This window comes from Nitrosospira multiformis ATCC 25196 (assembly GCF_000196355.1).
GTDB lineage: Bacteria > Pseudomonadota > Gammaproteobacteria > Burkholderiales > Nitrosomonadaceae > Nitrosospira > Nitrosospira multiformis.
The window spans coordinates 1,269,746-1,293,984 of sequence record NC_007614.1; the positions used below are offsets into that span (position 1 = coordinate 1,269,746).

At 53.8% G+C, this 24,239-nt stretch carries 21 protein-coding genes; 11 read left to right on the forward strand and 10 right to left on the reverse strand.

All coding sequences use genetic code 11. The features are described from left to right. The first annotated feature begins 67 nt into the window (after nt 1–67). Together NMUL_RS05800 and nuoN are read left to right on the forward strand one after the other, a co-directional pair. The gene (locus tag NMUL_RS05800; RefSeq protein WP_011380447.1) at nt 68–1,555 is read left to right on the forward strand and encodes an NADH-quinone oxidoreductase subunit M; all 1,488 of its coding nucleotides are present in this window, start codon (nt 68–70) and stop codon (nt 1,553–1,555) included. Nucleotides 1,556–1,587: 32 nt separating this feature from the next. Then, on the forward strand, nt 1,588–3,033 hold the full coding sequence (gene nuoN / locus NMUL_RS05805; RefSeq protein WP_011380448.1) for an NADH-quinone oxidoreductase subunit NuoN: 1,446 nt from the start codon (nt 1,588–1,590) through the stop codon (nt 3,031–3,033). Nucleotides 3,034–3,202: 169 nt separating this feature from the next. Here the strand turns inward: nuoN and NMUL_RS05810 are convergent, their stop codons facing one another. The 4 genes from NMUL_RS05810 to NMUL_RS05825 all read right to left on the reverse strand — a co-directional run bounded on the left by NMUL_RS05810 (nt 3,203) and on the right by NMUL_RS05825 (nt 7,645). Beyond that, nucleotides 3,203–4,312 (reverse strand): SLC13 family permease, encoded by a 1,110-nt coding sequence (locus NMUL_RS05810; protein WP_011380449.1) that lies wholly within the window; start codon nt 4,310–4,312, stop codon nt 3,203–3,205. A gap of 605 nt (nt 4,313–4,917) precedes the next feature. Next, nucleotides 4,918–5,370 carry a YchJ family protein gene (locus NMUL_RS05815; RefSeq protein WP_011380450.1) on the reverse strand — a complete coding sequence of 151 codons (453 nt, stop codon included), beginning with the start codon at nt 5,368–5,370 and terminating at the stop codon, nt 4,918–4,920. Between the two features lie 108 nt (nt 5,371–5,478). Further along, nucleotides 5,479–6,468 carry a serine/threonine protein kinase gene (locus NMUL_RS05820; RefSeq protein WP_011380451.1) on the reverse strand — a complete coding sequence of 330 codons (990 nt, stop codon included), beginning with the start codon at nt 6,466–6,468 and terminating at the stop codon, nt 5,479–5,481. Between the two features lie 61 nt (nt 6,469–6,529). Continuing rightward, nucleotides 6,530–7,645, reverse strand: a complete 1,116-nt coding sequence (locus NMUL_RS05825; RefSeq protein ID WP_011380452.1) for a PQQ-dependent sugar dehydrogenase — start codon at nt 7,643–7,645, stop codon at nt 6,530–6,532. Between NMUL_RS05825 and NMUL_RS15920 the strand changes: the two genes are divergently transcribed. Next, nucleotides 7,614–7,898, forward strand: coding sequence for a hypothetical protein (locus NMUL_RS15920; RefSeq protein ID WP_146063198.1), 285 nt, complete (start codon nt 7,614–7,616; stop codon nt 7,896–7,898). The genes NMUL_RS05825 and NMUL_RS15920 overlap by 32 nt on opposite strands. Then, nucleotides 7,813–9,732, forward strand: coding sequence for a molecular chaperone HtpG (gene htpG / locus NMUL_RS05830; RefSeq protein WP_011380453.1), 1,920 nt, complete (start codon nt 7,813–7,815; stop codon nt 9,730–9,732). Before NMUL_RS15920 ends, htpG begins: the two co-directional genes overlap by 86 nt. A gap of 242 nt (nt 9,733–9,974) precedes the next feature. Here htpG and nhaR read toward each other — a convergent pair whose 3' ends face one another. Both nhaR and NMUL_RS16285 read right to left on the reverse strand, forming a co-directional pair. After that, entirely contained in the window at nt 9,975–10,883 is a 909-nt protein-coding gene (gene nhaR, locus NMUL_RS05835) for a transcriptional activator NhaR (RefSeq protein ID WP_011380454.1), read from the reverse strand. A 119-nt stretch (nt 10,884–11,002) separates the two neighbouring features. Next, complete coding sequence (locus tag NMUL_RS16285; RefSeq protein WP_238529876.1) at nt 11,003–11,434, reverse strand: hypothetical protein; 432 nt, start codon at nt 11,432–11,434, stop codon at nt 11,003–11,005. Here NMUL_RS16285 and NMUL_RS05845 point away from each other — a divergent pair. The 7 genes from NMUL_RS05845 (at nt 11,433) to slmA (ending at nt 19,089) form a co-directional block, all read left to right on the forward strand. After that, nucleotides 11,433–12,641, forward strand: a complete 1,209-nt coding sequence (locus NMUL_RS05845; protein WP_238529877.1) for a TolC family protein — start codon at nt 11,433–11,435, stop codon at nt 12,639–12,641. The genes NMUL_RS16285 and NMUL_RS05845 overlap by 2 nt on opposite strands. Then, complete coding sequence (locus NMUL_RS05850; RefSeq protein WP_011380456.1) at nt 12,638–13,789, forward strand: efflux RND transporter periplasmic adaptor subunit; 1,152 nt, start codon at nt 12,638–12,640, stop codon at nt 13,787–13,789. Before NMUL_RS05845 ends, NMUL_RS05850 begins: the two co-directional genes overlap by 4 nt. A 3-nt stretch (nt 13,790–13,792) precedes the next feature. Then, nucleotides 13,793–16,915, forward strand: a complete 3,123-nt coding sequence (locus tag NMUL_RS05855; protein WP_011380457.1) for an efflux RND transporter permease subunit — start codon at nt 13,793–13,795, stop codon at nt 16,913–16,915. 12 nt (nt 16,916–16,927) lie between these two features. Further along, entirely contained in the window at nt 16,928–17,092 is a 165-nt protein-coding gene (locus NMUL_RS16125; RefSeq protein WP_011380458.1) for a P-II family nitrogen regulator, read from the forward strand. A 44-nt stretch (nt 17,093–17,136) separates the two neighbouring features. Next, nucleotides 17,137–17,307 carry a P-II family nitrogen regulator gene (locus tag NMUL_RS16130; RefSeq protein WP_202944840.1) on the forward strand — a complete coding sequence of 57 codons (171 nt, stop codon included), beginning with the start codon at nt 17,137–17,139 and terminating at the stop codon, nt 17,305–17,307. A 56-nt stretch (nt 17,308–17,363) separates the two neighbouring features. Then, on the forward strand, nt 17,364–18,245 hold the full coding sequence (gene argB / locus NMUL_RS05865) for an acetylglutamate kinase (protein WP_011380460.1): 882 nt from the start codon (nt 17,364–17,366) through the stop codon (nt 18,243–18,245). A 241-nt stretch (nt 18,246–18,486) separates the two neighbouring features. Continuing rightward, nucleotides 18,487–19,089 (forward strand): nucleoid occlusion factor SlmA, encoded by a 603-nt coding sequence (gene slmA, locus NMUL_RS05870; protein WP_011380461.1) that lies wholly within the window; start codon nt 18,487–18,489, stop codon nt 19,087–19,089. 268 nt (nt 19,090–19,357) lie between these two features. Here slmA and NMUL_RS05875 read toward each other — a convergent pair whose 3' ends face one another. The 4 genes from NMUL_RS05875 to gpmA all read right to left on the reverse strand — a co-directional run bounded on the left by NMUL_RS05875 (nt 19,358) and on the right by gpmA (nt 24,058). Further along, nucleotides 19,358–20,110 (reverse strand): HesA/MoeB/ThiF family protein, encoded by a 753-nt coding sequence (locus NMUL_RS05875; protein WP_011380462.1) that lies wholly within the window; start codon nt 20,108–20,110, stop codon nt 19,358–19,360. A 286-nt stretch (nt 20,111–20,396) separates the two neighbouring features. Continuing rightward, nucleotides 20,397–21,842, reverse strand: coding sequence for a S41 family peptidase (locus NMUL_RS05880; RefSeq protein WP_011380463.1), 1,446 nt, complete (start codon nt 21,840–21,842; stop codon nt 20,397–20,399). Nucleotides 21,843–21,878: 36 nt separating this feature from the next. Beyond that, nucleotides 21,879–23,060: a murein hydrolase activator EnvC family protein gene (locus NMUL_RS05885; protein WP_238529878.1), complete on the reverse strand. Its 1,182-nt coding sequence runs from the start codon at nt 23,058–23,060 to the stop codon at nt 21,879–21,881. Between the two features lie 242 nt (nt 23,061–23,302). Then, nucleotides 23,303–24,058 (reverse strand): 2,3-diphosphoglycerate-dependent phosphoglycerate mutase, encoded by a 756-nt coding sequence (gene gpmA / locus NMUL_RS05890; protein ID WP_011380465.1) that lies wholly within the window; start codon nt 24,056–24,058, stop codon nt 23,303–23,305. Nucleotides 24,059–24,239: the final 181 nt, after the last annotated feature.

A 24,239-nucleotide genomic window follows, 5' to 3' on the forward strand; every position in this document is an offset into this window, starting at 1 on the left:
CAATAAAAATGTTAGTTGTGGGACCCTCCCGCATCCGCTGCACGCTAATGAAAAAAATGGAATAGACATGTTGTTTGGTTTCCCCCTGTTAAGTCTGGTTATCTGGCTGCCTATCCTCGCCGGTGTTGCTGTACTCGCTACCGGTGGAGATCGTAATGCTCCCCTTGCGCGCATGATCGCCCTCGTCGGATCTATTGCGGGTTTTCTGGTGGCGATTCCGCTTTATACCAGCTTCGATCCGTCGACGAGCACTATGCAATTTGTCGAGAGCCATGTGTGGATCGAACGCTTCAACGTCCACTATCACCTCGGGGTGGATGGAATCGCCATGCCCCTGATACTGCTGAATGCTTTTACCACCCCTCTGGTAGTGATCGCGGGATGGGAAGTGATTACCCGGCGCGTATCGCAGTATATGGGGGCCTTTCTCATCATGTCCGGCATCGTCAACGGTGTTTTTTCGTCGCTGGATGCAATTCTCTTCTATGTCTTCTGGGAAGCTTCCCTCATTCCGATGTTTCTTATCATTGGCGTGTGGGGGGGACCCAACCGGGTTTATGCGGCAATCAAGTTTTTCCTTTATACGCTGCTCGGTTCACTGCTGATGCTGGTGGCATTCATCTATCTTTACCAGGTTTCCGAGGGTAGCTTCTCGATACTTGAATATCATAAACTGCCGTTGTCGATGGCATCGCAGATCCTGATATTCATCGCCTTCCTGCTGGCTTTTGCTGTCAAAGTCCCCATGTGGCCCGTCCATACGTGGCTACCCGACGCGCACGTGGAAGCGCCGACCGGAGGTTCGGTGGTGCTTGCCGCTATCCTGCTGAAAATGGGAGGCTACGGGTTCCTGCGGTTTTCGCTGCCGATCCTGCCGGATGCGAGTCACCAGCTCGCGGGCATGATGATCGCATTGTCGCTGATCGCGGTCGTCTATATCGGCCTGGTTGCCCTGGTGCAGGCGGACATGAAAAAGCTGATCGCCTACTCATCGGTGGCACATATGGGTTTCGTCACCCTCGGTTTTTTCCTGTTCAATAATTACGGCCTCGAAGGCGCCATGGTCCAGATGGTTTCACATGGTTTTATTTCGGCTGCAATGTTTCTTTGTATTGGCGTCATGTATGACAGGCTGCATTCCCGCCAGATCGTGGATTATGGGGGAGTGGCGCACCGCATGCCTGCCTTTGCCGCTTTTTTCATGCTGTTTGCCATGGCTAACTCCGGGTTGCCCGGCACCAGCGGTTTCGTCGGCGAGTTCATGGTCATCATGGCATCGATGAAAGTGAATTTCTGGTATGCGTTTCTGGCCGCCACGACGCTCATCACAGGCGCAGCTTATACCCTGTGGATGTACAAGCGCGTGATATTCGGCGCCGTTGTACATCCCGCAGTGGAGGAAATGAAAGATATCGGCGCGCGCGAGATTCTTGTATTGACCGTACTCGCGGTGGCGGTATTGGGGATGGGACTATATCCGCTACCCTTGACGGAAGTCATGCATACCACAGTTGATGATTTACTTGCGCATGTTGCTCGCAGCAAATTGCAGTGAGTGAAGCGCTCCGACTCGGCTAAGGATGATAAATGAATTTTATGCTGCCTAATTTCGCGCCAGCCTATCCGGAAATATTCCTTCTGGTGATGGTGTGCGGAGTATTAATGGCTGATCTTGCCTGGGGCGACAAGAAGCCCGGCACTGCCTATCTTTTAGCCCAACTGACGTTGTTCGGCTGCATGCTGATCACCTTCGGTACCTTGCAACCCGACACAGTCCATACGTTTTCCGGCATGTTTGTCGATGACAGGCTCGCCGACATTCTCAAGATGCTGGTTTATATCACCGTCTCCATAGTCCTGGTTTATTCCCGTACTTATATTTCGGAGCGGGGAATACTCAGCGGAGAATTCTTCAGCCTGGCGCTGTTCGCGACCCTCGGAATGATGGTCATGATTTCCGCCACCCACTTCATGACACTCTACCTGGGGTTGGAACTCCTTTCCTTGTCCCTCTATGCGATGGTTGCGTTGAGGCGTGACTCGGCAGGAGCCACGGAGGCCGCAATAAAGTTTTTTGTCCTGGGTGCTCTGGCATCCGGCTTTCTGCTGTATGGCATGTCGATGATTTATGGGGCCACTGGCTCGCTTGATATCGCCAGTGTGACAAAAGCGATCGAAGGCGGAATCATCAGCCGGGGTGTGCTGGTTGTCGGTCTGGTTTTCATTGTGGCCGGCATTAGTTTCAAGCTGAGCGCAGCGCCTTTCCATATGTGGGCGCCCGATGTTTATGAAGGAGCGTCTTCAGCAGTGGTGCTGTTTGTCGGTTCAGCGCCGAAGCTCGCGGCATTCGGTTTTGTCATGCGCCTGCTGGTGGAAGGCCTGGGTGCAATGTCCGGCGACTGGCAGGGCATGCTGATCATACTTGCAATCACGTCAATGGTGATCGGCAATATTGCCGCTATCGCCCAGAGCAACATCAAGCGCATGCTGGCCTATTCCACCATCTCGCACATGGGGTTCATGCTGCTTGGCCTTATCGGCGCGAATGAAAACGGCTACAGTGCCGCAATGTTTTACGTCGTGGTCTACGTGCTCATGACAATGGGTACGTTCGGCATTATCATGCTTCTCTCGCGCGCGGGTTTTGAAGCCGACAAACTGGATGATTACAAAGGGCTCAACCGGCGCAATCCATGGTATGCTTTTATCATGCTGCTGCTGATGTTCTCCATGGCTGGCATCCCCCCCACCGTGGGCATTTATGCCAAGCTGTCAGTGCTTCAGGCCGTGCTGAACGCAGGGTACACCTGGCTCGCCGTGCTGGCTGTGCTCCTTTCGCTGATCGGGGTATTCTATTACCTGCGTATCGTCAAGCTCATGTATTTCGACGAGCCTGAAACCGATGCGGTCATCGCACCAAAAGGTGACGTAAAGGTATTGCTGAGCGCCAACGGCCTCGCAATACTCGCATTCGGCATCTTCCCCCAGTCGCTTATTGCCCTCTGCACCTACGCGATACAGCAATCTGCTTGATCCGCCTTTCCGCATCACAAGCCGCCTATTCCTGCATAAGGGACAGGCGGCGCTTGCAGACGATTCCGTATCTGGACGCGTGAAGAGGTTTCCATTTATTGCACGCAGAACCGCGCCTGCTCTCTCTTCCTTATAGAGGAGGTGCGGCAACGGGCAACTCCAATGGAAGTTAACCAATGAATAGCAACAGATAGACGAAAGTACCCGTGACGAGCAGAAATGGCAGGGAGTAGGCATGAAATATCAACCATGCTTTTCTGTCCCGGGCGAGCCGTAGGGCTATTAAATTGGCGAGAGAGCCCAATACTAAGCCAAATCCCCCAACGTTCACTGCGTAGGCAATCAGTTGCCAGTTGCTTGAATAACCGGCCAATAAAATTGCAGCAGGCACATTGCTCATGATCTGTGCAAGCCCGATCCCCGCAAAGTAAAGCCGCTCAGGCTCGTCCAGCCTCAATTCTGTAAAAAATGAATGAATAGTGTGGCTATCAGCAATAAGGCGCATGTTCACGAACATGAGGGCAAGTACGAGAATGAGGCCCCAATCCACATTCCCGAGAATGCTGCGATGCCGGATAAAGAAGACCATGAGTATCAGCAAAACCGCCAGTTCCGCCTGATGGAGATCAATAAGAATCAGAAATGGTAGATAGAGAATCAAGGATGAATGGAATAGCCTGTTGTTCGCTATTGGCATATCAACCTCTTCCCTGACCTGAATGCGATTGCTATCGAACATGAATGCGATCAACACCAGGAGACTGGTGATGAGGATGAGCGCTAGAGGCAGCATCGCTTGTACGTATTCGTGAAAGGATACACCGGATACTTTCCACAAAAACAGGTTTTGTGGGTTGCCGATCGGTGTAAGAGCTGAACCTGCATTTACAGCCAATGCCTCGACCACGATGAGGCGCGTCACAGGAATCACGCCGGCACCATGCAAGCCCGTGGTCAACGGCACCATTATGAACAGGGCGACATCGTTGGTCAGCGCCATGGAAAGTAACGCTGCTGCCAGAACGAGCAATACTGCAAGGGATCGGCTGGTGCGCATGATTTCTATCAGTCGTTTGCCGAGGCGGTGCAGATAGCCGGAGAGTTCAATACCTTTGGCAAGTATGAGCAATCCCGCTACGCCACTGAGGGTGGGCCAGTCTACGAGGCCAGGATATGAAAAGAGTCGTGCAGGCTCCGCTATGGTCAGGACGGTGAGGAGTCCGGCAAGAAACCACAGCAGATAATCCTTCCGCCAGATTTGAATGGATAATTGAATCATTCCCGCATCTTACTGAGGAAGCGCCGAAGAATCGCAGGCTTCCAAATTTATAAGCAATGAATGCTGCCGATTGGACGCAATATTGGCTTGGCAGTCTCATTCTTTGGCGGTAATTCACCGCCAGATTTGCTGTTTTTTTCTGCTTCATCCCCCGTAACTAGGGATGTTTGAAAAGAGCTTCGAGTTTTAACAATCTTGATCTGTATATTTCTAAATTAAAGCCTCCTGTTCTAACCCGACAACACAACTGCCGGGAACATAAAAAGTTGTCCATGAAAGAAATTCGTGGCGTTTTAAAGAGGGCGATGGAAATCTATAAACGGAGCTCCCTTTTCGAAAGTACGTTTTCTCGCGCAACTATTGCCACGTTATCCAACCTAAACCTTCAGAACCCGCTAACCCAGTAGATCCAATATCGTTCAGGGCTTGTTTGCATAACGCGACGGGTGAAGACGATGAACGCTGGATTCAAGCTCAAGCTGATATCCCACATGACCTCCAAAGGGGCAAATATGGGGCCTGGCGTTCGAAATTTTGTAGCGTCCGGATATTCCACGGGGAAATAACCGCTCGGTGTTCCAGGTACGCGATATCATTTTTAAGCCTCAAGATCTTATAATATCGCCGTCCACATAGAACCATTGCCCGTTCTTACGCACGAAGCGGCTGATTTCATGCAAACGGTGCGCGCGCCCATCCACCTTGTAACGTGCCACGAATTCCACCATGGCGTGATCCGGCCCTGGCTGTTCATGAAGTTTCACTTCCAGTCCCAGCCATTTTTCATGCTGTTTATTTTCCAATCCAAGTGATGCTGGGCGCGTGTCTTGATTCCAGGTCGCCAGCAGGTATTCTTCACGACCGAGGGCGTATGCAGTATAGCGCGAACGCATCAATGCTTCCGCTGTGGGAACTGTTTCGCCGTCATCCAGGTAGCGGCCGCAGCAGTCAGCATACTTTTTGCCGCTATTCGCGGAAGGACGAGCCTGCCGAGTTCCCGCTGGTCTCGCTGTTATCTCCGTGTAACCGCACGGACAGGACGTCGTTTTTGCATTCATATAAACTTGTCATAAAGACTTAAAATGGAAACTTCAATTTTCCATGATCATGATCGGGTGCATGTGGAACAATAAACTTGGGAGCAACGATCATGCCTGTAAATCCTGTCATAGCGGCGGTTCATCCATAAGGGCGATCTGCTCCCGCAATTCGAGAATGCGATCCTGCCAGTAGCGTTGGGTGTTGAACCAGGGAAACGCTCGCTTGAAAGCAGGGTCGTCCCATCGCTGTGCAAGCCACGCCGCGTAGTGGATCAAGCGCAGAGTGCGTAACGCCTCGACCAGATGCAATTCCCTTTCGTCGAAATCGAAGAAGTTTTCATACCCGGCCAGCACGCTGTCCAACTGCTTCCTCATGTCGGCCCGTTCGCCGGATAACAGCATCCACAAGTCCTGTACTGCTGGTCCCATGCGGCTGTCGTCAAAATCGACGAAGTGCGGTCCATCGTCAGTCCACAAAACATTGCCTGCATGACAGTCCCCGTGCAGGCGTAACGCGCGTACTTTACCTGCGCGTCCAAAACAGTGCCGTGCACTGTCTAACGCCTGATTCACGGCACTGCGATAGGCAGCCTCAATATCAGGCGGAACGAATCCATGTGCCAACAGATAGTCGCGGGGTTGTTCGCCGAAGTTGGCGATATTCAATTCCGGGCGTTCAAGAAAGGGATTCAGTGCGCCAACCGCATGGATACGTCCTAGGAAGCGCCCCATCCATTCCAGGGTATGGGGATCTTCCAGTTCGGGCGCGCGACCACCATGCCTTGGAAAAACAGTGAAACGAAATCCCTCAAAATAATGCAGCGATATTCCTTGCAGCACCAATGGGGGTACTACAGGAATTTCGTGCTCGGCCAGTTCCCGCACGAACGCGTGTTCCTCGAGAATGGCGTTGTTCGTCCAGCGTTCCGGGCGGTAGAATTTTGCTATGACTGGCGCACCGTTTTCGAGGCCGATTTGGTAGACGCGGTTCTCGTAGCTGTTGAGTGCCAGCAGCCGTCCATCGCTGTGGAAACCCAAGCTTTCCAAAGCATGCAACACGCGTTCAGGAGAAAGCGTGGAGAAATCATTTGGAGCCGAATTATCTGCTGTTCCCACACCGGTCACTCAAATGAAGGCTGCCCGGAATTGTTGGTTGCGCTCGTTTTGCATTGCCTGCTCAAGGTTTCCTGTAGCTGATCCGATAAATCACCCCGGCGAAATCATCCGACACGAGCAGTGCCCCGTCCGGCATCACCAGCACATCCACGGGTCTTCCCCAATTTTTTTCATTTTCCAGCCAGCCTTCGGCAAACACTTCCTGCTTTATCACCTTGTTGTTCTTTATCTTTGCGAACTCGATGCGGTAGCCGATTTTATTGCGCCGGTTCCATGAGCCATGTTCGGCTATAAAGATGCTGTTGCGATATTGGGGAGGAAACATGGTCCCTGTATAGAAGCGCATCCCCAGGGCGCCTGCGTGCGGGGGAAGTTTCGCTGCGGGTGAAACGAGCTTGCGGCAATCCCGCTTTGCACCGTATTTCGGGTCAAGGATGTCGTCGGAATGGCAGTAGGGATAGCCGAAATGCATTCCCTTTTTTGGCGCACGGTTGAGTTCGTCCGGCGGCAAGTTGTCTCCCATCCAGTCCCGACCGTTATCGGTAAACCACAATTCCTTTGTTTCGGGATGCCAATCGAATCCTACCGAGTTTCGTATCCCGTATGCGAAGACCTCATAGTTCGAGCCATCCGGATTGATGCGGGAAATCAGCGAAAACTTCTCCGGCTCCGTTTCGCAGACATTGCATGGAGCGCCCACCGCCACATACAGAAGACCATCCGGGCCAAAACCTATATATCTGCCCCCATGGTGTTTCTCGTTGGGAAATCGTTCGGTGACAACGTACGGTTTTCCGGGCTGATCGAGTTTTTCCTCAATACCGTCAAAACGCAGGATGCGGTCGACCGAGGAGGCATATAACGCGCCATCGCGAAAGGCGACCCCTATGGGAAGATTAAGCCCTCTGGCGATGGTTTTTACTTCACGCTCCCCTCCATTGTCCCTGATGGCATAGACATTCCCCTCGTCCATCGAGCCTGCAAACACCGTGCCGTTTTTTCCCAGTGCCAGTCCCCGCGCGTTCGGTACTTCAGCCCACACTTCGATCGAAAATCCGGCCGGTAACTTGATCTTGTCCAGCGGCAGCTTGCCGGTTTTGCTGTCTGCCATCGCAGGTAAGCCATAACAGAGCAGGCAAGTGGCCATGAAACGTATGAGAATTTTTGTGATGGGCATGGTCAGACTCCGGTTTAACGATATTCAGAAATCAAATCGAGTGTATGCGGCAAATGAAGGAATAGGGCAGAGAGATAGCGCGGAAAATGATCGGTATGAAGCTTTTCAACTTGAAAATCCCGGATTTGCCCTTATTTATTTTATTGCATTTTTTTTGGAGGAAAACAATGGAAGCAACGGCTACAAAAGAACATTTGAATTTTCAGACCGAGGTCAAGCAACTCCTCAAGCTGATGATCCATTCCCTGTATAGTAACAAGGAAATTTTCTTGCGCGAACTGATTTCCAACGCGTCGGATGCTGCCGACAAGCTGCGGTTCGAAGCCTTGACCGACGGGGCGCTGTACGAATCTGATTCGGATCTGAAAATACGTGTAAGTTACGATAAGGAGGCACGCACCATTACTGTTGCCGATAATGGCATCGGCATGTCGCGGCAGGAGGTGATAGACCATATCGGTACTATTGCCAAATCCGGCACACGAGAATTCTTCGACGCACTAACCGGCGACCAGGCCAAGGATGCGCACCTGATCGGCCAGTTCGGGGTGGGTTTTTATTCCGCATTCATTGTTGCTGACAAAGTGACGCTTACCACACGGCGCGCGGGCCTGACGCACGAACACGGGGTTCGCTGGGAATCGGGCGGTGAGGGAGATTACACCCTTGAGACAATCGATAAACCTGGCCGTGGCACTGAGGTAACCTTGCATTTGCGCGAAGGAGAGGATGAACTGCTCAATGGATGGCGGCTCCGCTCCATCATCCGCAAGTACTCGGACCATATCACCCTTCCCATCGTGATGAAAAAAGAGGAATGGTCCCAGGAAAAAAATGAAAACACCGTTACGGAAGAAGACGAAACCATCAACCAGGCAAGTGCCTTGTGGGCGCGGCCGAAAAACGAGATCAGCGAAGAGCAGTACAACGAATTCTACAAGCATGTCGCGCATGATTTCGAACCTCCGCTGGCGTATGTGCATGCCAGGGTAGAGGGCAAGCAGGAATATACACAACTGCTCTACGTTCCTTCCCGCGCCCCGTTCGATCTGTATGACCGCGAATCCCGCCACGGCATCAAACTGTATGTCAGAAGAGTATTCATCATGGATGATGCCAAACAGTTGCTGCCCAATTACCTGCGTTTCGTACGAGGAATAATAGATTCGAATGATCTGCCACTGAATGTTTCCCGCGAGATATTGCAGGAATCGAAGGACATTGAAGCCATGCGGGCCGGCTCGGTGAAAAAGGTGCTGGGATTACTCGACGACCTGGCGCAAAGCGAAACCGACGAAGGGAAGGCCAAATTCAAGACCTTCTGGAAGGAATTCGGACAGGTGATGAAAGAGGGGGTAGCGGAAGACTATGCCAACCGCGAGCGCATTGCCAAGCTGCTGCGCTTTGTTTCTACCCATTCCGATTCGGAAGAGCAGGACGTCTCCCTGAGCGATTATGTGGGGCGCATGAAGGACGGGCAGGAGAAGATCTACTATGTCACCGCCGACAGTCTCACGGCGGCTAAAAGCAGTCCACACCTCGAAATTTTCCGCAAGAAAGACATTGAAGTCATTCTACTGTTCGATCGCGTGGATGAGTGGCTGGTGGCAAATCTGCCTGAGTTCGAGGGTAAACACCTGCAGTCCGTAGCAAAGGGCAGTCTCGATCTGGGTAAACTGGAGGACGAGGCGGAGAAAAAGGAACAGGAAAAAGAAGCGGGTGAATACAAGGAACTCACCGAGAAAATAAAAGAAGTGCTCGGCGAGCAGGTAAAGGATGTGCGGATCACCTTGCGTCTGACCGAGTCCCCCGCCTGCCTGGTGACGGAAACCCATGACATGAGCGGAAATCTGGAGCGGCTGCTTAAGTCTGCCGGGCAGAAGGTCACGCATACCAAACCTATCCTGGAAATCAATCCGTACCATCCCATGGTAGAGCGCCTGAAATCGGAGGAGACTCATTTCGCCGACTGGAGCCACATTTTGTTCGACCAAGCGCTGTTGGCCGAGGGCGGGCAACTGGAGGATCCTGCCAGTTTTGTCAAACGTATCAATCAGTTGTTCCTGAGCACGGGGAGCAAGGAATAATTGGCAGGATATTTCCCCAAACGGGCAGGAGATCGGAAAGCGGTATGAAAACGGGTATTTGATCAACCAAGCCTGAAAATCCGTTTGTACCCTCGGCCCTCACGTATCCTGCCGGGTGTTTTGCGGCATCTTTGCGCTCCTGCCTCGCGCCAATAGTCCTGGCTATTGGTTCGGCGCGGGATGCGCAAATCTGCACCCGGAACACCTTGTCCCTCTCCCATGATCCGGGTGAAATATCCGGGTCAGGAGGCAGCCAGGGTCGCGAATAGCTCCCGGTGGGCTGTGTCGTTGATGGCGACGACGGCGGGGTGTGTGAGACGGCGTTCCAGGGAGATGGCGTAAAACTGTTCGGTAACCTCGTCGGTGCAGCCGACAACAACAACGCCATGTTCACGCTGCACCTCGTCAGCTATTACGGATGGTGCAATGAAAATGCCGATGCCGGCCTGTCCGAATGCCTGCATCAATGCGCTATCGTCGAACTCTCCCACGATGTGGGGGCGGAGTTGGTGCACGTCGAACCATCGCATCAATGGTAGCCGTATGGCGGCGTCTTTACCGGGAATGAGCAAGGGGGCCGCATCAAGAACATGAGGCCATTTTTTTTTGAAGGTTTTTGCAAGACACGGCGCGGCAAAAAATGTAATGCCGCAGTTTCCCAGCTTATGGCTGTAGCCTTTCACATTCGCTTCATCCGGCATGGGGCGGTCGGCAAGTATCAGATCGACTCGCTGGATCGCCAATTCCACCAGCAAACGCGCCAGTTTGTCCTCGCGGCAGACAATGCGTACAGGCGAAGCAAGTCCCATGGCAGGCGTTAACAATCGGTAGGCGATGGACTTGGGGACGGCATCGTCGACACCCACCCGGAATGGAATCGCATGACGTTCCGGGCGGGCCCGCAATGCTTCTTCCAGTTCATTTCCAATCTGAAAGATTTCGTCGGCATACGAGAGGGCAAGTCGTCCTGTTTCGGTCAATTCAAGGCGTCTCCCCACTCGTAAAAAAAGTGGCACCCCCAGCGCGTCTTCCAATAATCCGATCTGGCCGCTCAGAGTCTGGGGCGTGAGATTCAGGCGTTCGCTTGCGCGGACAATGCTGCCTGCCTTGGCCACTGCCCAGAAATAATTCAATTGCTTGTAATTAAGCATCGATATGCAAGCGAATACAATACTTCGTTAAAACCGATTATATCATCAGCAAGATACTACTTTCCTTGATGCAATTTCTCATCTAGACTAAATCCGATGAGCTTGGTGCCGTCATCTGTTTATTCCGCATTCGCTTTTGTTGATGTTCCTTTCGCCGTTTCCATCGATAACAGTGCTGCTGGCGTTCTTGTTCCGGTTGTTGAAACCCTCTTTCCCGCAGCCTCAACGTATGCAGTGCGATCGTTCAGGCGTCGCCTCGAAGAATTCAACGGGTAGTACATGCATATATCACGTCTTTGCCGTATTTTGTCGACCCTGATTCTTGTTTCGCCACTCCCGCCGGCCTTGGCTCTGGAGCCTTCGACGATTCCTGCCATTACCCCGCCTCCGGCGCTTCCGCCAGCTATGGCGCCCGCCCCCGCGCCCCCTGTCATGCCTGCACCCCGGTCGCCGGCGCTGCCGCCGGCCACTGCACCCGGTCCAACCGTGCCCGGACCGGCAACGGGACGGGTACCCGGCTTGCTGGCTCCTGCCGCACCGGGTCCGACCATGCCAACGCCAACGACGCCACCTTCCCAAGTTCTCACCATTGAGGAGTTGCAGCGACTGGGATTGAGGGCCAATGGCCTGGTGCAGGCAGCCAATTTCCAAATAAAAGCTGCGGAAGCGGGTGTGGTGGGTGCTTCGGCTTACCCCAACCCGCAACTCACCTTCATGGCAGGCCCCCAGCATGCGCGGGTCGTGCCGCAGGCCTTGCCTGCAAACAGCCACCGTCAATTTACTATATCTCAGACGATCGAGAATCCGTTCCTGCGGAGCGCGCGCATCGACTCGGCAGAAGCAGGAGTGGATGCCAGTCATGCAGGCCTGGAGCAGGTGAGGGCCGATTTGGCGGCGCAACTGCGGGTTGCCGCCTATGAACTGATCCTGCGTCAGGAAGTGGCGCGAGTGGAGGCAAGCGTTTCCGATTTGATGGAGGAAATACGTCGCCGCGTCAGGATGCGTGTCGATGTGGGGGAGGCGCCGCGCTTCGAACTGATCAGGGCCGAAACGGAAGTTCTGGCCGCAGCTTCGCGTAAGGAAGCGGCGCAGTTGAATGCGCAGAGGGCTCGCATAGCCCTGATTCAGCTTACCGCTGGTGCTTTGCAGCCTGATTTCCAGGTAACGGGGTCGCTGACAGAGTCCGTAAACCTTCCTCCTCTCGAAGAACTGCGCGAAACTGTGCCTGCAGTCAATCCCGAGGTGACGCGCCTGGAGGCCGAATGGAAGCGGGCCCGGCGGCGAATCGACCAGGAACGTGCGGCGGTGCTGCCATCGTTAACGGTATTGCTCAGCAATTTTCAGGAGGCGCAATACACCTCGAACCTGGCAGGCGTAAACGTAACCATCCCTTTGTTTTATCGGCGGCGTGGGGAGATCAACGCCGCTGTAGCGGATTCCGAGCGGGCGCGCGGGATACTGGAGTTTCGGCGCTTCGAAATAGGGCAGTTGCTTGAATCCGCCTGGCAGGCCAAGCAGATCGCCCAGCGCAGAGTGGACATGTTCGAAGGCGGATTGGTGAAGGAAGCGGAAAACGCTCTGGAAATTGCGCAGGCAGCCTATCGGTTTGGCGAACGGGGCCTGATCGAAGTGCTCGATACGCAGCGCGTGCTGCGCGGCGTGCTTTCGGATCTCCTGCAGGCGCGCTTCGATTTGCAGGCTGCGGTTACAGAGATCGATCGCCTGCGAGCCTATTATCCCAAGGAAGACCTCGAATGAAAATCACCCTGCCGTTAATCGGCATCATGCTTGTATTGCTTATTGCTGGTTGCGGGGGCGGGAAGCCTGCAGACAAGGAGGAGACTGTCAAAGAAGAGCCGGAAAACCCGGATCTCGTCACGCTTGAGCCTGAAAAGACGCATCATGTCAAGGTTGGGGAACCCACCTTGATCAATATCGCCGACAAGCTGCAGGCGCCGAGCCAGGTCGAGGTGGATGAGCACAGGCTGGTCCGTGTCGGGGCCAACGTCACCGGCCGGATTATCGATGTGTACGCCATGCTGGGTGACAATGTCGAGGCGGGCGCCGAGCTCGCCCGTATTTCCAGTCCGGAGCTGACCCAGGCGCAACTGGCTTACCTGCGGGCATTCTCCCTTGAAACCCTGGCGGAAAAAGCAGCCGAGCGGGCGCGCCACTTGCTCGCCGCGGATGTCATCAGCGTGGCGGAAATGCAGCGGCGCGAGTCTGAACTGCAGGTTTCACAGGCAGAACTGGGGGCGGCAGCAGATCAACTGCGCTTGCTGGGCATGGGCAGCAGAGCCATAAACAAGCTCGGAAAAGAGGGAACCATCATGCCGTCAGTAGCGATCAAGACCTCCAAGCCGGGCACCGTTATCGAACGGAATGTAGCCATTGGACAGGTAGTCCAGCCCTCCGACCTGTTGTTTCAGGTTGCCGATCTTTCTTCCGTTTGGGTCGTGGGTGACGTACCGGAGCAGATTGCGCGCGATGTGCAGGTGGGCCAGCACGTGGAGATTCATGTTCCGGCGCTGGGAAATATCAGCTTCGACGGTTTGATCATCTTCGTCGCCGATACCGTGAATCCGTTGACGAGGACTGTGATGGTGCGCACCGTTGTAGAAAACCCGCGGAGGAAGCTCAAGCCCGCCATGCTCGCGAGCATGCATATTCTGGACAACCCCGTTGAAAGTCTGGTGGTGCCGGAGACAGCGGTGGTGCGCGAAAACAATCAGGATTATGTATTTCTTGCCCAGGGCGACAACCGGTTCCTTCGCGTTCCTGTCGAACTGGGTGCAGAGGTAGGGGATATGCGCCCTGTGCTGAAAGGCCTTTCCATCGACCAGACCATCGTGGTCGACGGCGCATTTCACCTGGAAAACGAGCGCAAGCTCGCCGAACTGGAATAATCCATGCTGGCATCAATCGTTCGCGTGATGCTCAAGCAACGCCTGATAGTGGTGGTCATCGCGCTGGGGCTGGTGGCTGCCGGCATGCACGCCTCAACCAAGCTGTCGGTAGATGCCTTTCCAGACGTGACCAACGTGCAGGTGCAGGTCGCCACCGAGGCGCCGGGCCGCAGCCCCGAAGAGATCGAGCGTATTGTCACCGTACCGGTGGAAATTGCAATGACCGGATTGCCCGGCCTGGTGGAAATGCGCTCTCTGAACAAGAGCGGAATATCGCTCATCACGTTGGTTTTCACCGATCAGACCGATGTCTATTTTGCGCGCCAGCTGGTAATGGAGCGGTTGCTGGAGGTTGCCAGCAAGATGCCTCCCGGTATTACCCCGGTACTTGGCCCTGTCACTACCGGCCTGGGGGAAGTCTATCAATATACCCTGGAGCATCCCGATGACGGCAAGAAAGCGCTTTCAGTGGAGGAGCTGACGCGGCGGCGCACCATACAGGACTGGGTAGTACGGCCGTTGTTGCGTTCGGTGCAGGGGGTGGCCGAAATCAATTCGCAGGGGGGTTACGTCAAGCAATATCATGTGCTGGTCAATCCTGATCGCCTGCGTCACTACGATCTGACCTTGGCGCAGGTGGATCAGGCGATCGCGAGCAATAACGCCAACTCGAGCGGCAATCTATTGCCCCTGCATGCCGAGCAGTACCTGATCAGGGGTGTCGGACTGATCCAGTCTTTGGATGACATCAGAAACATTGTTCTGAAAGAAGTCGACGGCGTCCCCGTGTTCGTACGGGATGTCGCCGAGGTGAAATTCGGGGCGGAAGTGCGGCAGGGCGCGAGCATCAAGGGCGGATATACCGAGTCCGTCGCGGCTATTGTGATGATGCTGCGGGGTGGGAATGCGAAGGAAATTGTCGGGCGGATAAAGGCAAAGGTTGCCGAAATCAATGATCGCAAGCTGCTGCCGGGGGGTCTCCAGATCGTTCCATTCTATGATCGTACCGACCTCGTGGATGCTGCATTGTGGACGGTCAGCAAAGTGCTGATGGAAGGCATTTTTCTGGTTGTGGTCGTATTGTTCATATTTCTGGGGGATGTCCGTTCCAGTCTGATCGTCGTGGCGACGCTGATCATCACACCGCTGATCACCTTTATGGTGATGAACCAGCAGGAGATTTCCGCCAACCTGATGTCGCTCGGAGGGCTTGCCATCGCCATTGGTTTGATGGTCGATTCCACCGTGGTAGTGGTGGAAAATGTCTATCATCGCCTTGGCCATGCGAGCGGCACCCGGGAGTCGAAGCTGCAGAGCATCCTCGATGCCGTCGTCGAGGTGGGAACGCCGGTGATTTTCGGTATTTGCATCATCATTCTGGTGTTTCTTCCGCTTATGGCGTTGCAGGGCATGGAGGGCAAGATGTTCAGTCCGCTTGCACTCACCATCGCCATTGCATTGGCTGTATCGCTGATCGTATCATTGACGCTTTCACCCGTGCTCTGTGCCTACATTCTCAAGGGTGGCGCCGATAAAGACACGCGGATCATAGCCTTCCTCAAGAAGGCCTATCATCGGTTGCTGAATTCTGCCTTGGCGCACGAGAAAATAACGATCCTCACTGCCATCGGCCTGCTCGCATTATCGTTTTCTTTGTTCCCGCTCCTCGGTAAATCCTTCATCCCGACCATGCAGGAGGGTTCCATTACGCCTGTCATCATCCGTGTCCCCTCAATATCGCTGGATGAAGCTATCGAGATCGAATCGGAGGCAATGGCGTTGATTGCGGCAGTGCCGGGTGTCAAGACCGTTGTATCTAAGCTTGGCCGGGGAGAGTCTCCCGCTGACCCCGCCTCGCAGAACGAGTCTGATCCCATTGCTGCACTGGATCCGGAATCCGGGCGAACCCAGGCGGAAGTCGAGGAGGACATTCGCAAGGTTCTGACGGTCTTACCCGGTGTATCCATCGTCTTGTCTCAACCTATCGCACAACGTGTTGACGAGATGGTGACCGGTGTACGCTCGGAGGTTGCCCTCAAAATTTTTGGCGATGATCTGGAAAAGTTGCGCGAATTGTCTGAACAGGTAGCACGCATTCTGAAGTCTGTACGGGGTGCGCGTGATCTTCGCATCGAGCGCTTATCGGGACAGCAATCCCTGACCATCGATATCGACCGGTACGCGATCGCTCGTCACGGCCTCAATGTTGCCGATGTGAATGAACTGATCCAGACGGCCATCGGGGGAAAGGCGGTGACGACCGTATTCGAGCGTGAACGACGCATAGCGCTTGTTCTGCGCTTTCCGGAGCGGTTTCGCGATGACGTGGAGTCGATTCGTGATCTTCTTCTGCGGCGGGCTGGCGTACGTGGCGCGAACGGCGCCTTGGCAAATGGAGGCATCCTGGTACCGCTAAGCGCCGTTGCGGATATTCGTATTGTCGATGGGCCGGCACAGGTATCCCGTGAATATGCGAAACGGCGGGTGGTGGTAGGGGTTAATGTGCATGAACGCGATCTCGGAGGCTTTGTTGAAGAAGTGCAGCAGCGCATCGCGAAGGAAGTGCAACTGCCGACAGGCTATTACTTTGTCTGGGGTGGCCAGTTCGAGAACATGGAACGCGCGATGGAAACACTTTCGATAATAGTCCCGCTTACCATCGCTGCGATTTTCTTCCTGCTGTTTGTGCTGTTCAATTCGATCAAACTCGCCGGACTCATCATCCTCGTGCTGCCATTTGCGTCCATCGGCGGCGTCATAGGACTTTTTGTCACTGGCGAATATCTTTCAGTGCCGGCCTCCGTAGGTTTTATCGCGTTGTGGGGTATTGCAGTGCTGAATGGGGTCGTGCTGATTTCCTATATCCGGAAACTGCGCGAACAGGGAGCAAGCGTTGCGGAATCGGTTATCAAGGGCTGTGAGCAACGCTTCCGCCCAGTTTTGATGACAGCAACAGTTGCGATGCTTGGCTTGATACCGTTTCTCTTCGCGACCGGTCCGGGTTCGGAAGTGCAGCGTCCCCTCGCCGTGGTAGTCATCGGTGGATTGATCACTTCAACCCTGCTGACACTGGTAGTATTGCCGACGTTATACCGCTGGTTCGACGAAAAGCCGGTAGAAATCTGAGGAGGAATCAAGATGAAGGAAATTCGTGCGATATGCTGCCCGGAGCGGCTGCATGAATTGCGGCGGGGATTGCGCGCTATTCCAGGCTTTCCCGGCTTGACAGTGCTTGAAGCAAAGGGACTCTCCGCTCCTGCGCTCATCGACAATCCCACCCTGAGGGAGGCACGCACTCACTGATTTCGCCGGAAAAGTCATGCCTTGCACCCTTGTTGCTGATCACCATGGTCGACAGCATTACCGACGTTATCATGCGTGAAGGCCGTACCGGCAAGATCGGCGAGGGCCTTATCTGGGTCCTGCCAATTGAATCCGCTCGCTGTATCGCGATGGAAGCAATCTCTGAGATAGCCTCCTATGTCATGTTAATGCCGTCGAGAGTATCGAATTTTTGAAACCCGGCAGCGCGCTACTCAAGGTAAAATAGCGCAGAAAATTTCCTCAATAAGACATGCCATCTCAACCTTCTTCACAAGACAAAGCAAAAATTCTGGCTGAGGCACTACCTTATATCCAGCGCTTTCACGGGAAAACCATCGTCATCAAGTATGGTGGCAACGCCATGACGGAAGAGAATCTCAAAAAGTGTTTCGCTCATGACGTAGCGCTGCTGAAAGTGGTTGGCATGAACCCGGTAATCGTGCACGGGGGAGGTCCCCAGATCAACGATATGTTGAAGCGGGTCGGCAAGCAGGGTGCCTTCATTCAGGGCATGCGTGTTACCGATGCCGAAACCATGGATGTCGTCGAGATGGTGCTGGGGCTGATCAACAAGGAAATCGTCAATCTCATCAATCAGCATGGGGGGCGTGCAGTCGGCCTGACAGGCAAGGATGGCAGCTTTATCCGCGCAAAAAAAATGCTGGTGCGTGACAAGGAGAGAGGGCAAGAATGGGTTGATCTCGGCCAGGTCGGAGAAATCGAGGGCATCGATCCCGCTCTGATCGAGTTGCTCGAGACCCGCGATTTCATCCCGGTAATCGCCCCGGTCGGGGTGGGCAGCCGCGGCGAATCCTATAATATCAATGCTGACCTAGTCGCCGGGGGACTGGCGCTGGTTTTGAACGCGGAAAAACTGATACTTCTTACCAACACACCGGGGGTGCTGAACAAGGATGGCAGTTTACTGACAGGGTTGACTGCACAGGAAGTGGATGAGCTAATTGCCGATGGCACCATTTCAGGGGGAATGATTCCCAAGATCAGTTCTGCCCTGGACGCAGTCAAGAGTGGTGTCAAAACATGCCACATCATCGATGGACGCGTCGAACACGGATTATTGCTCGAAGTGCTGACGGATGAGGGAGTTGGAACACTCATAAAGGCGAACTGATTTACTGCTTCATGGCAAATCCGGGAGGCAAACTGTTACCCCTGGCAAATATTTCGTCCAGATCCTTATGGATTCCCTTTGAGGAGGGAGTTGCCGGACGTTTCTGGGAAGGAGTGGATCTTTGACGGCGATATCAGATATCGTTTTTACAATCTCATCTCACGCACTGCAGCCCATCCATGTCGCGCGGTAGTTATAATAGGTGGCAGAGCTTGAAATTCGGTATTGAAGCGAGGAATCAATGACGGGCAGGCCTGGGGAAAGAAAAGATCAGATTCTGCAGGTTCTGGCAGAGATGCTGGAAGAGCCTAGGGCAGGTAAAATTACCACGGCGGCTCTGGCGGCTAAGCTGGATGTTTCCGAGGCTGCGCTTTACCGTCATTTCGCCAGCAAAGCACAAATGTTTGACAGTTTGATCGAGTTCATAGAAAAGACCCTGTTCACTTTCATCAATAAGATGGTAGCGGAAGAAAAAAGCGGCATCAGGCAGATCGAAGGCATTCTTGCTCTATTGCTTGGTTTTGCAAAGAAAAATCCTGGAATGACCAGAGTGTTGATTGGGGATGCTTTGATAAACGAGAATGAGCGTTTGCAAAATCGCGTCACCCAACTGCACGACCGTCTGGAGGCAACGCTCAAGCAGGCATTACGTTTTGCAGTAAGCCAGCGGGAAATAGTAGAGGATCTGGACGTATCCGCTCACGCAAATATGCTGCTATGTTATGTTGTGGGCCGTTGGCACCAGTTTGCCAAAAGCGGTTTCAAACGCGATCCGATGGAATATTGGGAAGCACAGTTTAGAGAAATAGTTTCCAGCAATTCCTTCGGGCAGGTGGTTTCGTAGCAATGCTGTATTGGGAGGATTGCAATCCTTCTTCTGCCTTTTCTTCGAGGAGCAATGCTTCCTCATTACGCCATCGCAATATATTGCACCAAAACACTGTAGTTGTAGGTGAGTAAGCCGCTTTGGCTTTTCAAGACTGTGTCTTCGGTGGAAACCTTGCCTTTTCCGAAGCCCCACAGCACTGTTTAAATCGGTGCGAAAGGGGTGCCTGGTGAAACCGCCGGGAGGGGTATGCGCTGGGTTCCTCGGCCCCCTCGGAACGCAAGCGCTACGCTGGGTTTCCGCAAACCTCGCACCCTGGATCCTTTCTCAGTTCGGATGATTTCCATTTCATGGCAAGACCGTCCAGCGTAAGCAGGCGGCCGTTCAAGGTTTGGCCGGCGTTGGTGAGAATTTTTAGTGTTTCTGCAGCCTGCATGCAGCCAATGATTCCTACCAGCGGTGCAAGCACGCCCATCACCCCGCAGCGCATGTCCTGATCTTCCCCGCCTGCTGGAAACAAGCAGTGATAGCATGGATTGTCTGGGTGCCTGAGATCGAATACCGCGATTTGCCCCTCAAAACGCACGGCTGCACCTGATACGAGCGGCTTGCGGAGAAGGACACAAGAATGGTTGATAGCATAACGGGTGGAAAAGTTATCGCTTGCGTCCACGACCACGTCGGCGTCTCCGACCAGTTGCAGCAATCTTTTTTCATCCATACGCTCGTCGAGTTCGATCACTTCGACTTCAGGGTTGATTTTCGCAAGAGTTTTTCTGGCAGAGTGTGTTTTTGGTGCGCCAATGTCGTCTGTACCGTGAATGATCTGGCGCTGGAGGTTGGTCAGGTCAACCCTGTCATTGTCACAGATAGTGAGCGTGCCGACTCCGCTCGAGGCAAGGTACATGCTGGCAGGAGAGCCGAGTCCTCCCGCCCCGACTACCAGTACATGCGACCGGATCAAGGCTTCCTGCCCCTGTATTCCTATCTCCGGCAACAGGATGTGACGGCTGTAACGCAGCAACTGATCGTCATTCATTTGGAAAATGTTTCGCTGCAGTCCGCGAGTGAGAGTGATACGGACATCGTCCTTTTTCAGAAGAAGGGCATAGGGAACATCGCGGATGCGTGGCAACCAATGCATGGGCTACCGATGTGAACTTCCCTGGATGAGGATAAAAGCGGGAACGCAACAAGCGAGGGGGATATTAAGCGAAGCGTGCTCGACTAATGCACGACATTTGTGAATTTGGCAGGGATGCAGGCAGCGAAAGAATTATGGCATTTTGCCTCGATTCTTCCGCTGCCTGATGTTCGGGGCTGCCTCAGTTTTCTACTTTTGCAGTTGCGCGCTTGCTGGCGTTTTCCTTGATATAGCTGATAGCCTGAACCAGCAGCAGGTCATCGCTGGAACCGAACTCAGCAGGTGACTCACGCTTCTTGTTCTTGTCTTCCTCGTTCTCGGACTTGACCGGCTTGACTCCCGGTTTTGGCGCGACCTTTGTTTCCGGCACTCCCTTCGCCTCCGTCTCCCGTTTCTGGTCCTCAGCCTTGCCATTGGATAGATGACGATCGAGATCAGCTTCACGCAGGCGCTCGACTTCATCCTTTGCCAATTCATCCATGACATCAGGCGTGATTCCCTTGGCCTGGATGGATTGTCCATTTGGCGTATAGTACCGTGCCGTGGTCAATTTGATAGCTGTGTTGTTTCCCAGCGGTAAAATGGTTTGCACCGAACCTTTACCGAAGGTTTGCGTTCCCATCACGATCGACCGTTTATGATCCTGCAGCGCGCCGGCAACGATTTCCGAAGCCGAAGCCGAGCCGCCATTTACGAGTGTCACCATCGGTACGGTCTTGATACCCGCTGGGAGCCGCTTGACGTAGTCGTTCTTCGTATCGCGCAGATAGAACTCGGGACTGGCCTTGAGTTTCATCTTCGCATCTTCGCTACGGCCATCGGTATAGACAACCAGAGAATCCTCCGGTAAAAAGGCCGCAGATACTGCCACTGCTCCATTCAACAGGCCCCCCGGGTCATTACGCAAGTCCAGCACCAGTCCCTTCATCGAGCCACCGCTTTCCTTGAAAAGCTTATCTATCGCCTTCGCCAGGTTTTCCCCCGTCTGTTCCTGAAACTGGGTGATACGAATATATCCGTAGCCAGGCTCGATCATTTTCGACTTCACGCTTTGTATCCTGATGACGGCGCGAACCAGTGGGAACACAATCGGCTTGGCCTCGCCCTTGCGCACGACGGTAAGGGTAATAGGCGTATCGGGCTTGCCGCGCATGCGCTTGATGGCCTCCGTAAGCGAGAGCCCCTTGACCGCGGTATCGTCCAGCTTGATGATAAGATCTCCGGGTTTTATCCCGGCGCGGAAGGCGGGCGTATCCTCGATAGGAGAAATGACCTTGACAAATCCGTCTTCCATGCTCACTTCGATGCCCAGGCCCCCGAACTCACCCTGAGTGCCAATCTGCAGCTCCTTGAAAGCATCTGCATCCAGATAGGCGGAATGGGGATCGAGGCCTGTCAGCATGCCATTGATGGCTTCAGTGATGAGCTTTTTGTCTTCTACCGGTTCGACGTAATCATTTTTTATCCGGCCGAACACTTCTGTGAAGGCCCGAAGCTCCTCCACCGGAAGGGGATGCAGGACCCCCTGCGGTTCCTTATTGGCAACAGCAGAAAAATTGAGGCTCAGCATCACGCCGGCGATTGCACCGAAAATGACGAGGCCGAACTGCCGCATTTTGTCGCCCATTAAATATTCTCCAAACAAGTCAAATTGTTGCTTAGATCATTTTATTCTGACCCAGTTCAAAGGGTCAAACGGTTTGCCCTGATGGCGCAATTCGAAGTATAGGCCGGTATCGGAATTTCCACTGCTATTGCCTACTGTGGCTATCGTCTCTCCGGCATTGATCACGTCTCCCACCCGCTTATGGACTGCTTCATTATTTCCATAAAGACTCATATAGTTGTCGCCGTGGTCCAGAATCATCAGGTTGCCGAACCCTCTGAGCCAGTCGGCGAATACGACGCGTCCATTTGCAATCGCCTTCACACTCTCGCCGCCAGCGGCGCGGATGAACAACCCTTTCCAGGTAACGCCACCATCTGCACGTGGACTGCCGAAGCGGTTTGCAAGTTCCCCGCGCACCGGTGAATTCAGGTGGCCGCGAAGGGAGGAGAAGGACGTTCCATTCGTGAATGGCGTCGCATTCTCAGATAAATCGGGGGAACCGCTGTTGCTGGCAGGAGTAGGGGGTGCGCCTGGCTCGGAAGGTTTTTCAGATGATTCGAATTTCTTTTTCTTCGCAAGCATCCTGGTAAGTTTTTCCACCAGCCTGGTGAGGCGGTCTTCATTACGCCTGAGGCGGTTGATTTCGCGCCGCTGCTCTTCGGCTTGCAGTGATATTTCTGCCAGAAGCTTCGCATGGCTGTCTTTTTGTTGTTCGAGCTGTATTTTCTGCTCAGCGTGGCGTGCATGCACACCCGAGATCTCCGCGCTTTTTTCCCGGCTGGCGAGGCTGAGCGTATTGAGCTTCTCAAGATTCGCACGCAGGCCATCGATACCTTCCTTGCGAGCGCGTGAGAAATATTCGTAATAGTGGAGATTGCGGGCTATTTCATTAGGATTCCGCTGGCTCAACAAGAGACTCAAGTACTCTTTTCGTCCGCCTCCGGCGATATAGAGCCCGTAAAGCAGGTTCCTCAACTGCAGTTGCTGCGCAGCTATTTCCTTCTTGATCTGGGCCGACTGCGCTTTCAGTTGACCAAGCTTGCTGTTCGCGGCACGCCGCTGCTTGGCGAGTTCCGCAAGCCTCCGGTTAGCGACATCGATCGCTTTTTCCGATTCGCGCAGCGCTCCCGCCGCTTCGGATCTGTATCCCTCCGTATCCGTGAGTTCCTTTTCCAGCGTCTCGATCTTGTTTCTCAGTTGTTTCAACTCTTCACTATCGGATGGCTCTGCGGTCACAGGTGCTTGCCACATCAAGAGTAAGAGCGCACACGCAGGGATAAACGTACGGCAGACCTTGAGCCAGAGATGAATACGGATTGAGGCTGAAATTTTCAAACGTATCGAGCGTGAGCAGATCCTACGCCATCAAGCAGTGGGATGAGAAGGAAAAGGCAGCCGGACCAGAAGTCAGAGAGTATGCGTATAAAGAACAGGCACGGCAAGTACGGCAATAGGAAAAACAGAGATTAAACCAAAAGTTAAAGGTTGGGCAGAATTTTTCCCTGATTCGCGACGACCTGCATGGCCTGCTCGATTTTTGCCTGGTCTCCGAGATAATAGCTGCGGATTGGTTTCAGGCCGTCGTCAAGCTCATATACGAGCGGAATGCCGGTCGGAATATTGAGCTCCATGATTTCCCCTTCGGAAAGGTTGTCAAGATACATGACGAGGGCCCGGAGCGAATTTCCATGCGCGGTGATGAGCACGCTTTTGTCACTTTTGACCTGGGGAGCAATGCTTTCACGCCAATAGGGCAGAAACCGTGACACGGTATCCTGCAGGCACTCGGTAAGGGGAATATCCTGCTTTGGCAAGTTCCGGTAGCGAGGGTCGCATCCCGGGTACCGGGGATCATCGGGAGTGAGGGCGGGGGGGCGAATATCGTAACTTCGCCGCCAGATCAATACCTGCTCTTCACCATATGCAACTGCAGTTTCAAGTTTGTTCAGGCCTTGCAGCGCCCCATAATGACGCTCATTCAGCCGCCACGATGATTCGACGGGAATCCACATCTGATCCATTTCATCCAGCACGATCCATAATGTGCGAATGGCGCGCTTCAGTACCGAAGTATAGGCGATATCGAAGGTGAATCCGGCTTCCCGCAGCAGGCGTCCGGAATTGTGGGCCTCCTCCGCTCCTTTTGGAGTTAAGTCCACGTCTGTCCAGCCCGTAAAGCGATTCTCCTTGTTCCAGGTACTTTCTCCATGTCGCAGGAGAACGAGTTTTTTCATGTTCTTGGGTAGATAAGATTTTCCGCGACGGGAAAACTTTAAATTTTACCGTATTTTCGATACTACCGCAGCAGCCTGGCCAACTGTCACCTCTACAGGACGACTCGCCCGCATCTCCGCTGGACCAGGATTCTTCCACACCTGTTCCGCGGGGGGGCGCAAACGCGAACAAAGACTGAAA

Bases quoted from the DNA above. Each gene is read 5' to 3' on its own strand.
- NMUL_RS05850 (WP_011380456.1), top strand. From the start codon at position 12,638: ATGAAAATCACCCTGCCGTTAATCGGCATCATGCTTGTATTGCTTATT.
- NMUL_RS15920 (WP_146063198.1), top strand. From the start codon at position 7,614: ATGAAACGTATGAGAATTTTTGTGATGGGCATGGTCAGACTCCGGTTT.
- NMUL_RS16125 (WP_011380458.1), top strand. From the start codon at position 16,928: ATGAAGGAAATTCGTGCGATATGCTGCCCGGAGCGGCTGCATGAATTG.
- NMUL_RS05855 (WP_011380457.1), top strand. From the start codon at position 13,793: ATGCTGGCATCAATCGTTCGCGTGATGCTCAAGCAACGCCTGATAGTG.
- slmA (WP_011380461.1), top strand. From the start codon at position 18,487: ATGACGGGCAGGCCTGGGGAAAGAAAAGATCAGATTCTGCAGGTTCTG.
- NMUL_RS05825 (WP_011380452.1), bottom strand. From the start codon at position 7,645: ATGCCCATCACAAAAATTCTCATACGTTTCATGGCCACTTGCCTGCTC.
- htpG (WP_011380453.1), top strand. From the start codon at position 7,813: ATGGAAGCAACGGCTACAAAAGAACATTTGAATTTTCAGACCGAGGTC.
- NMUL_RS05875 (WP_011380462.1), bottom strand. From the start codon at position 20,110: ATGAATGACGATCAGTTGCTGCGTTACAGCCGTCACATCCTGTTGCCG.
- nhaR (WP_011380454.1), bottom strand. From the start codon at position 10,883: ATGCTTAATTACAAGCAATTGAATTATTTCTGGGCAGTGGCCAAGGCA.
- NMUL_RS05880 (WP_011380463.1), bottom strand. From the start codon at position 21,842: ATGGGCGACAAAATGCGGCAGTTCGGCCTCGTCATTTTCGGTGCAATC.
- nuoN (WP_011380448.1), top strand. From the start codon at position 1,588: ATGAATTTTATGCTGCCTAATTTCGCGCCAGCCTATCCGGAAATATTC.
- argB (WP_011380460.1), top strand. From the start codon at position 17,364: ATGCCATCTCAACCTTCTTCACAAGACAAAGCAAAAATTCTGGCTGAG.
- NMUL_RS05810 (WP_011380449.1), bottom strand. From the start codon at position 4,312: ATGATTCAATTATCCATTCAAATCTGGCGGAAGGATTATCTGCTGTGG.
- NMUL_RS05845 (WP_238529877.1), top strand. From the start codon at position 11,433: ATGCCAACGCCAACGACGCCACCTTCCCAAGTTCTCACCATTGAGGAG.
- gpmA (WP_011380465.1), bottom strand. From the start codon at position 24,058: ATGAAAAAACTCGTTCTCCTGCGACATGGAGAAAGTACCTGGAACAAG.
- NMUL_RS05800 (WP_011380447.1), top strand. From the start codon at position 68: ATGTTGTTTGGTTTCCCCCTGTTAAGTCTGGTTATCTGGCTGCCTATC.
- NMUL_RS05815 (WP_011380450.1), bottom strand. From the start codon at position 5,370: ATGAATGCAAAAACGACGTCCTGTCCGTGCGGTTACACGGAGATAACA.
- NMUL_RS16130 (WP_202944840.1), top strand. From the start codon at position 17,137: ATGGTCGACAGCATTACCGACGTTATCATGCGTGAAGGCCGTACCGGC.
- NMUL_RS16285 (WP_238529876.1), bottom strand. From the start codon at position 11,434: ATGGTCGGACCCGGTGCGGCAGGAGCCAGCAAGCCGGGTACCCGTCCC.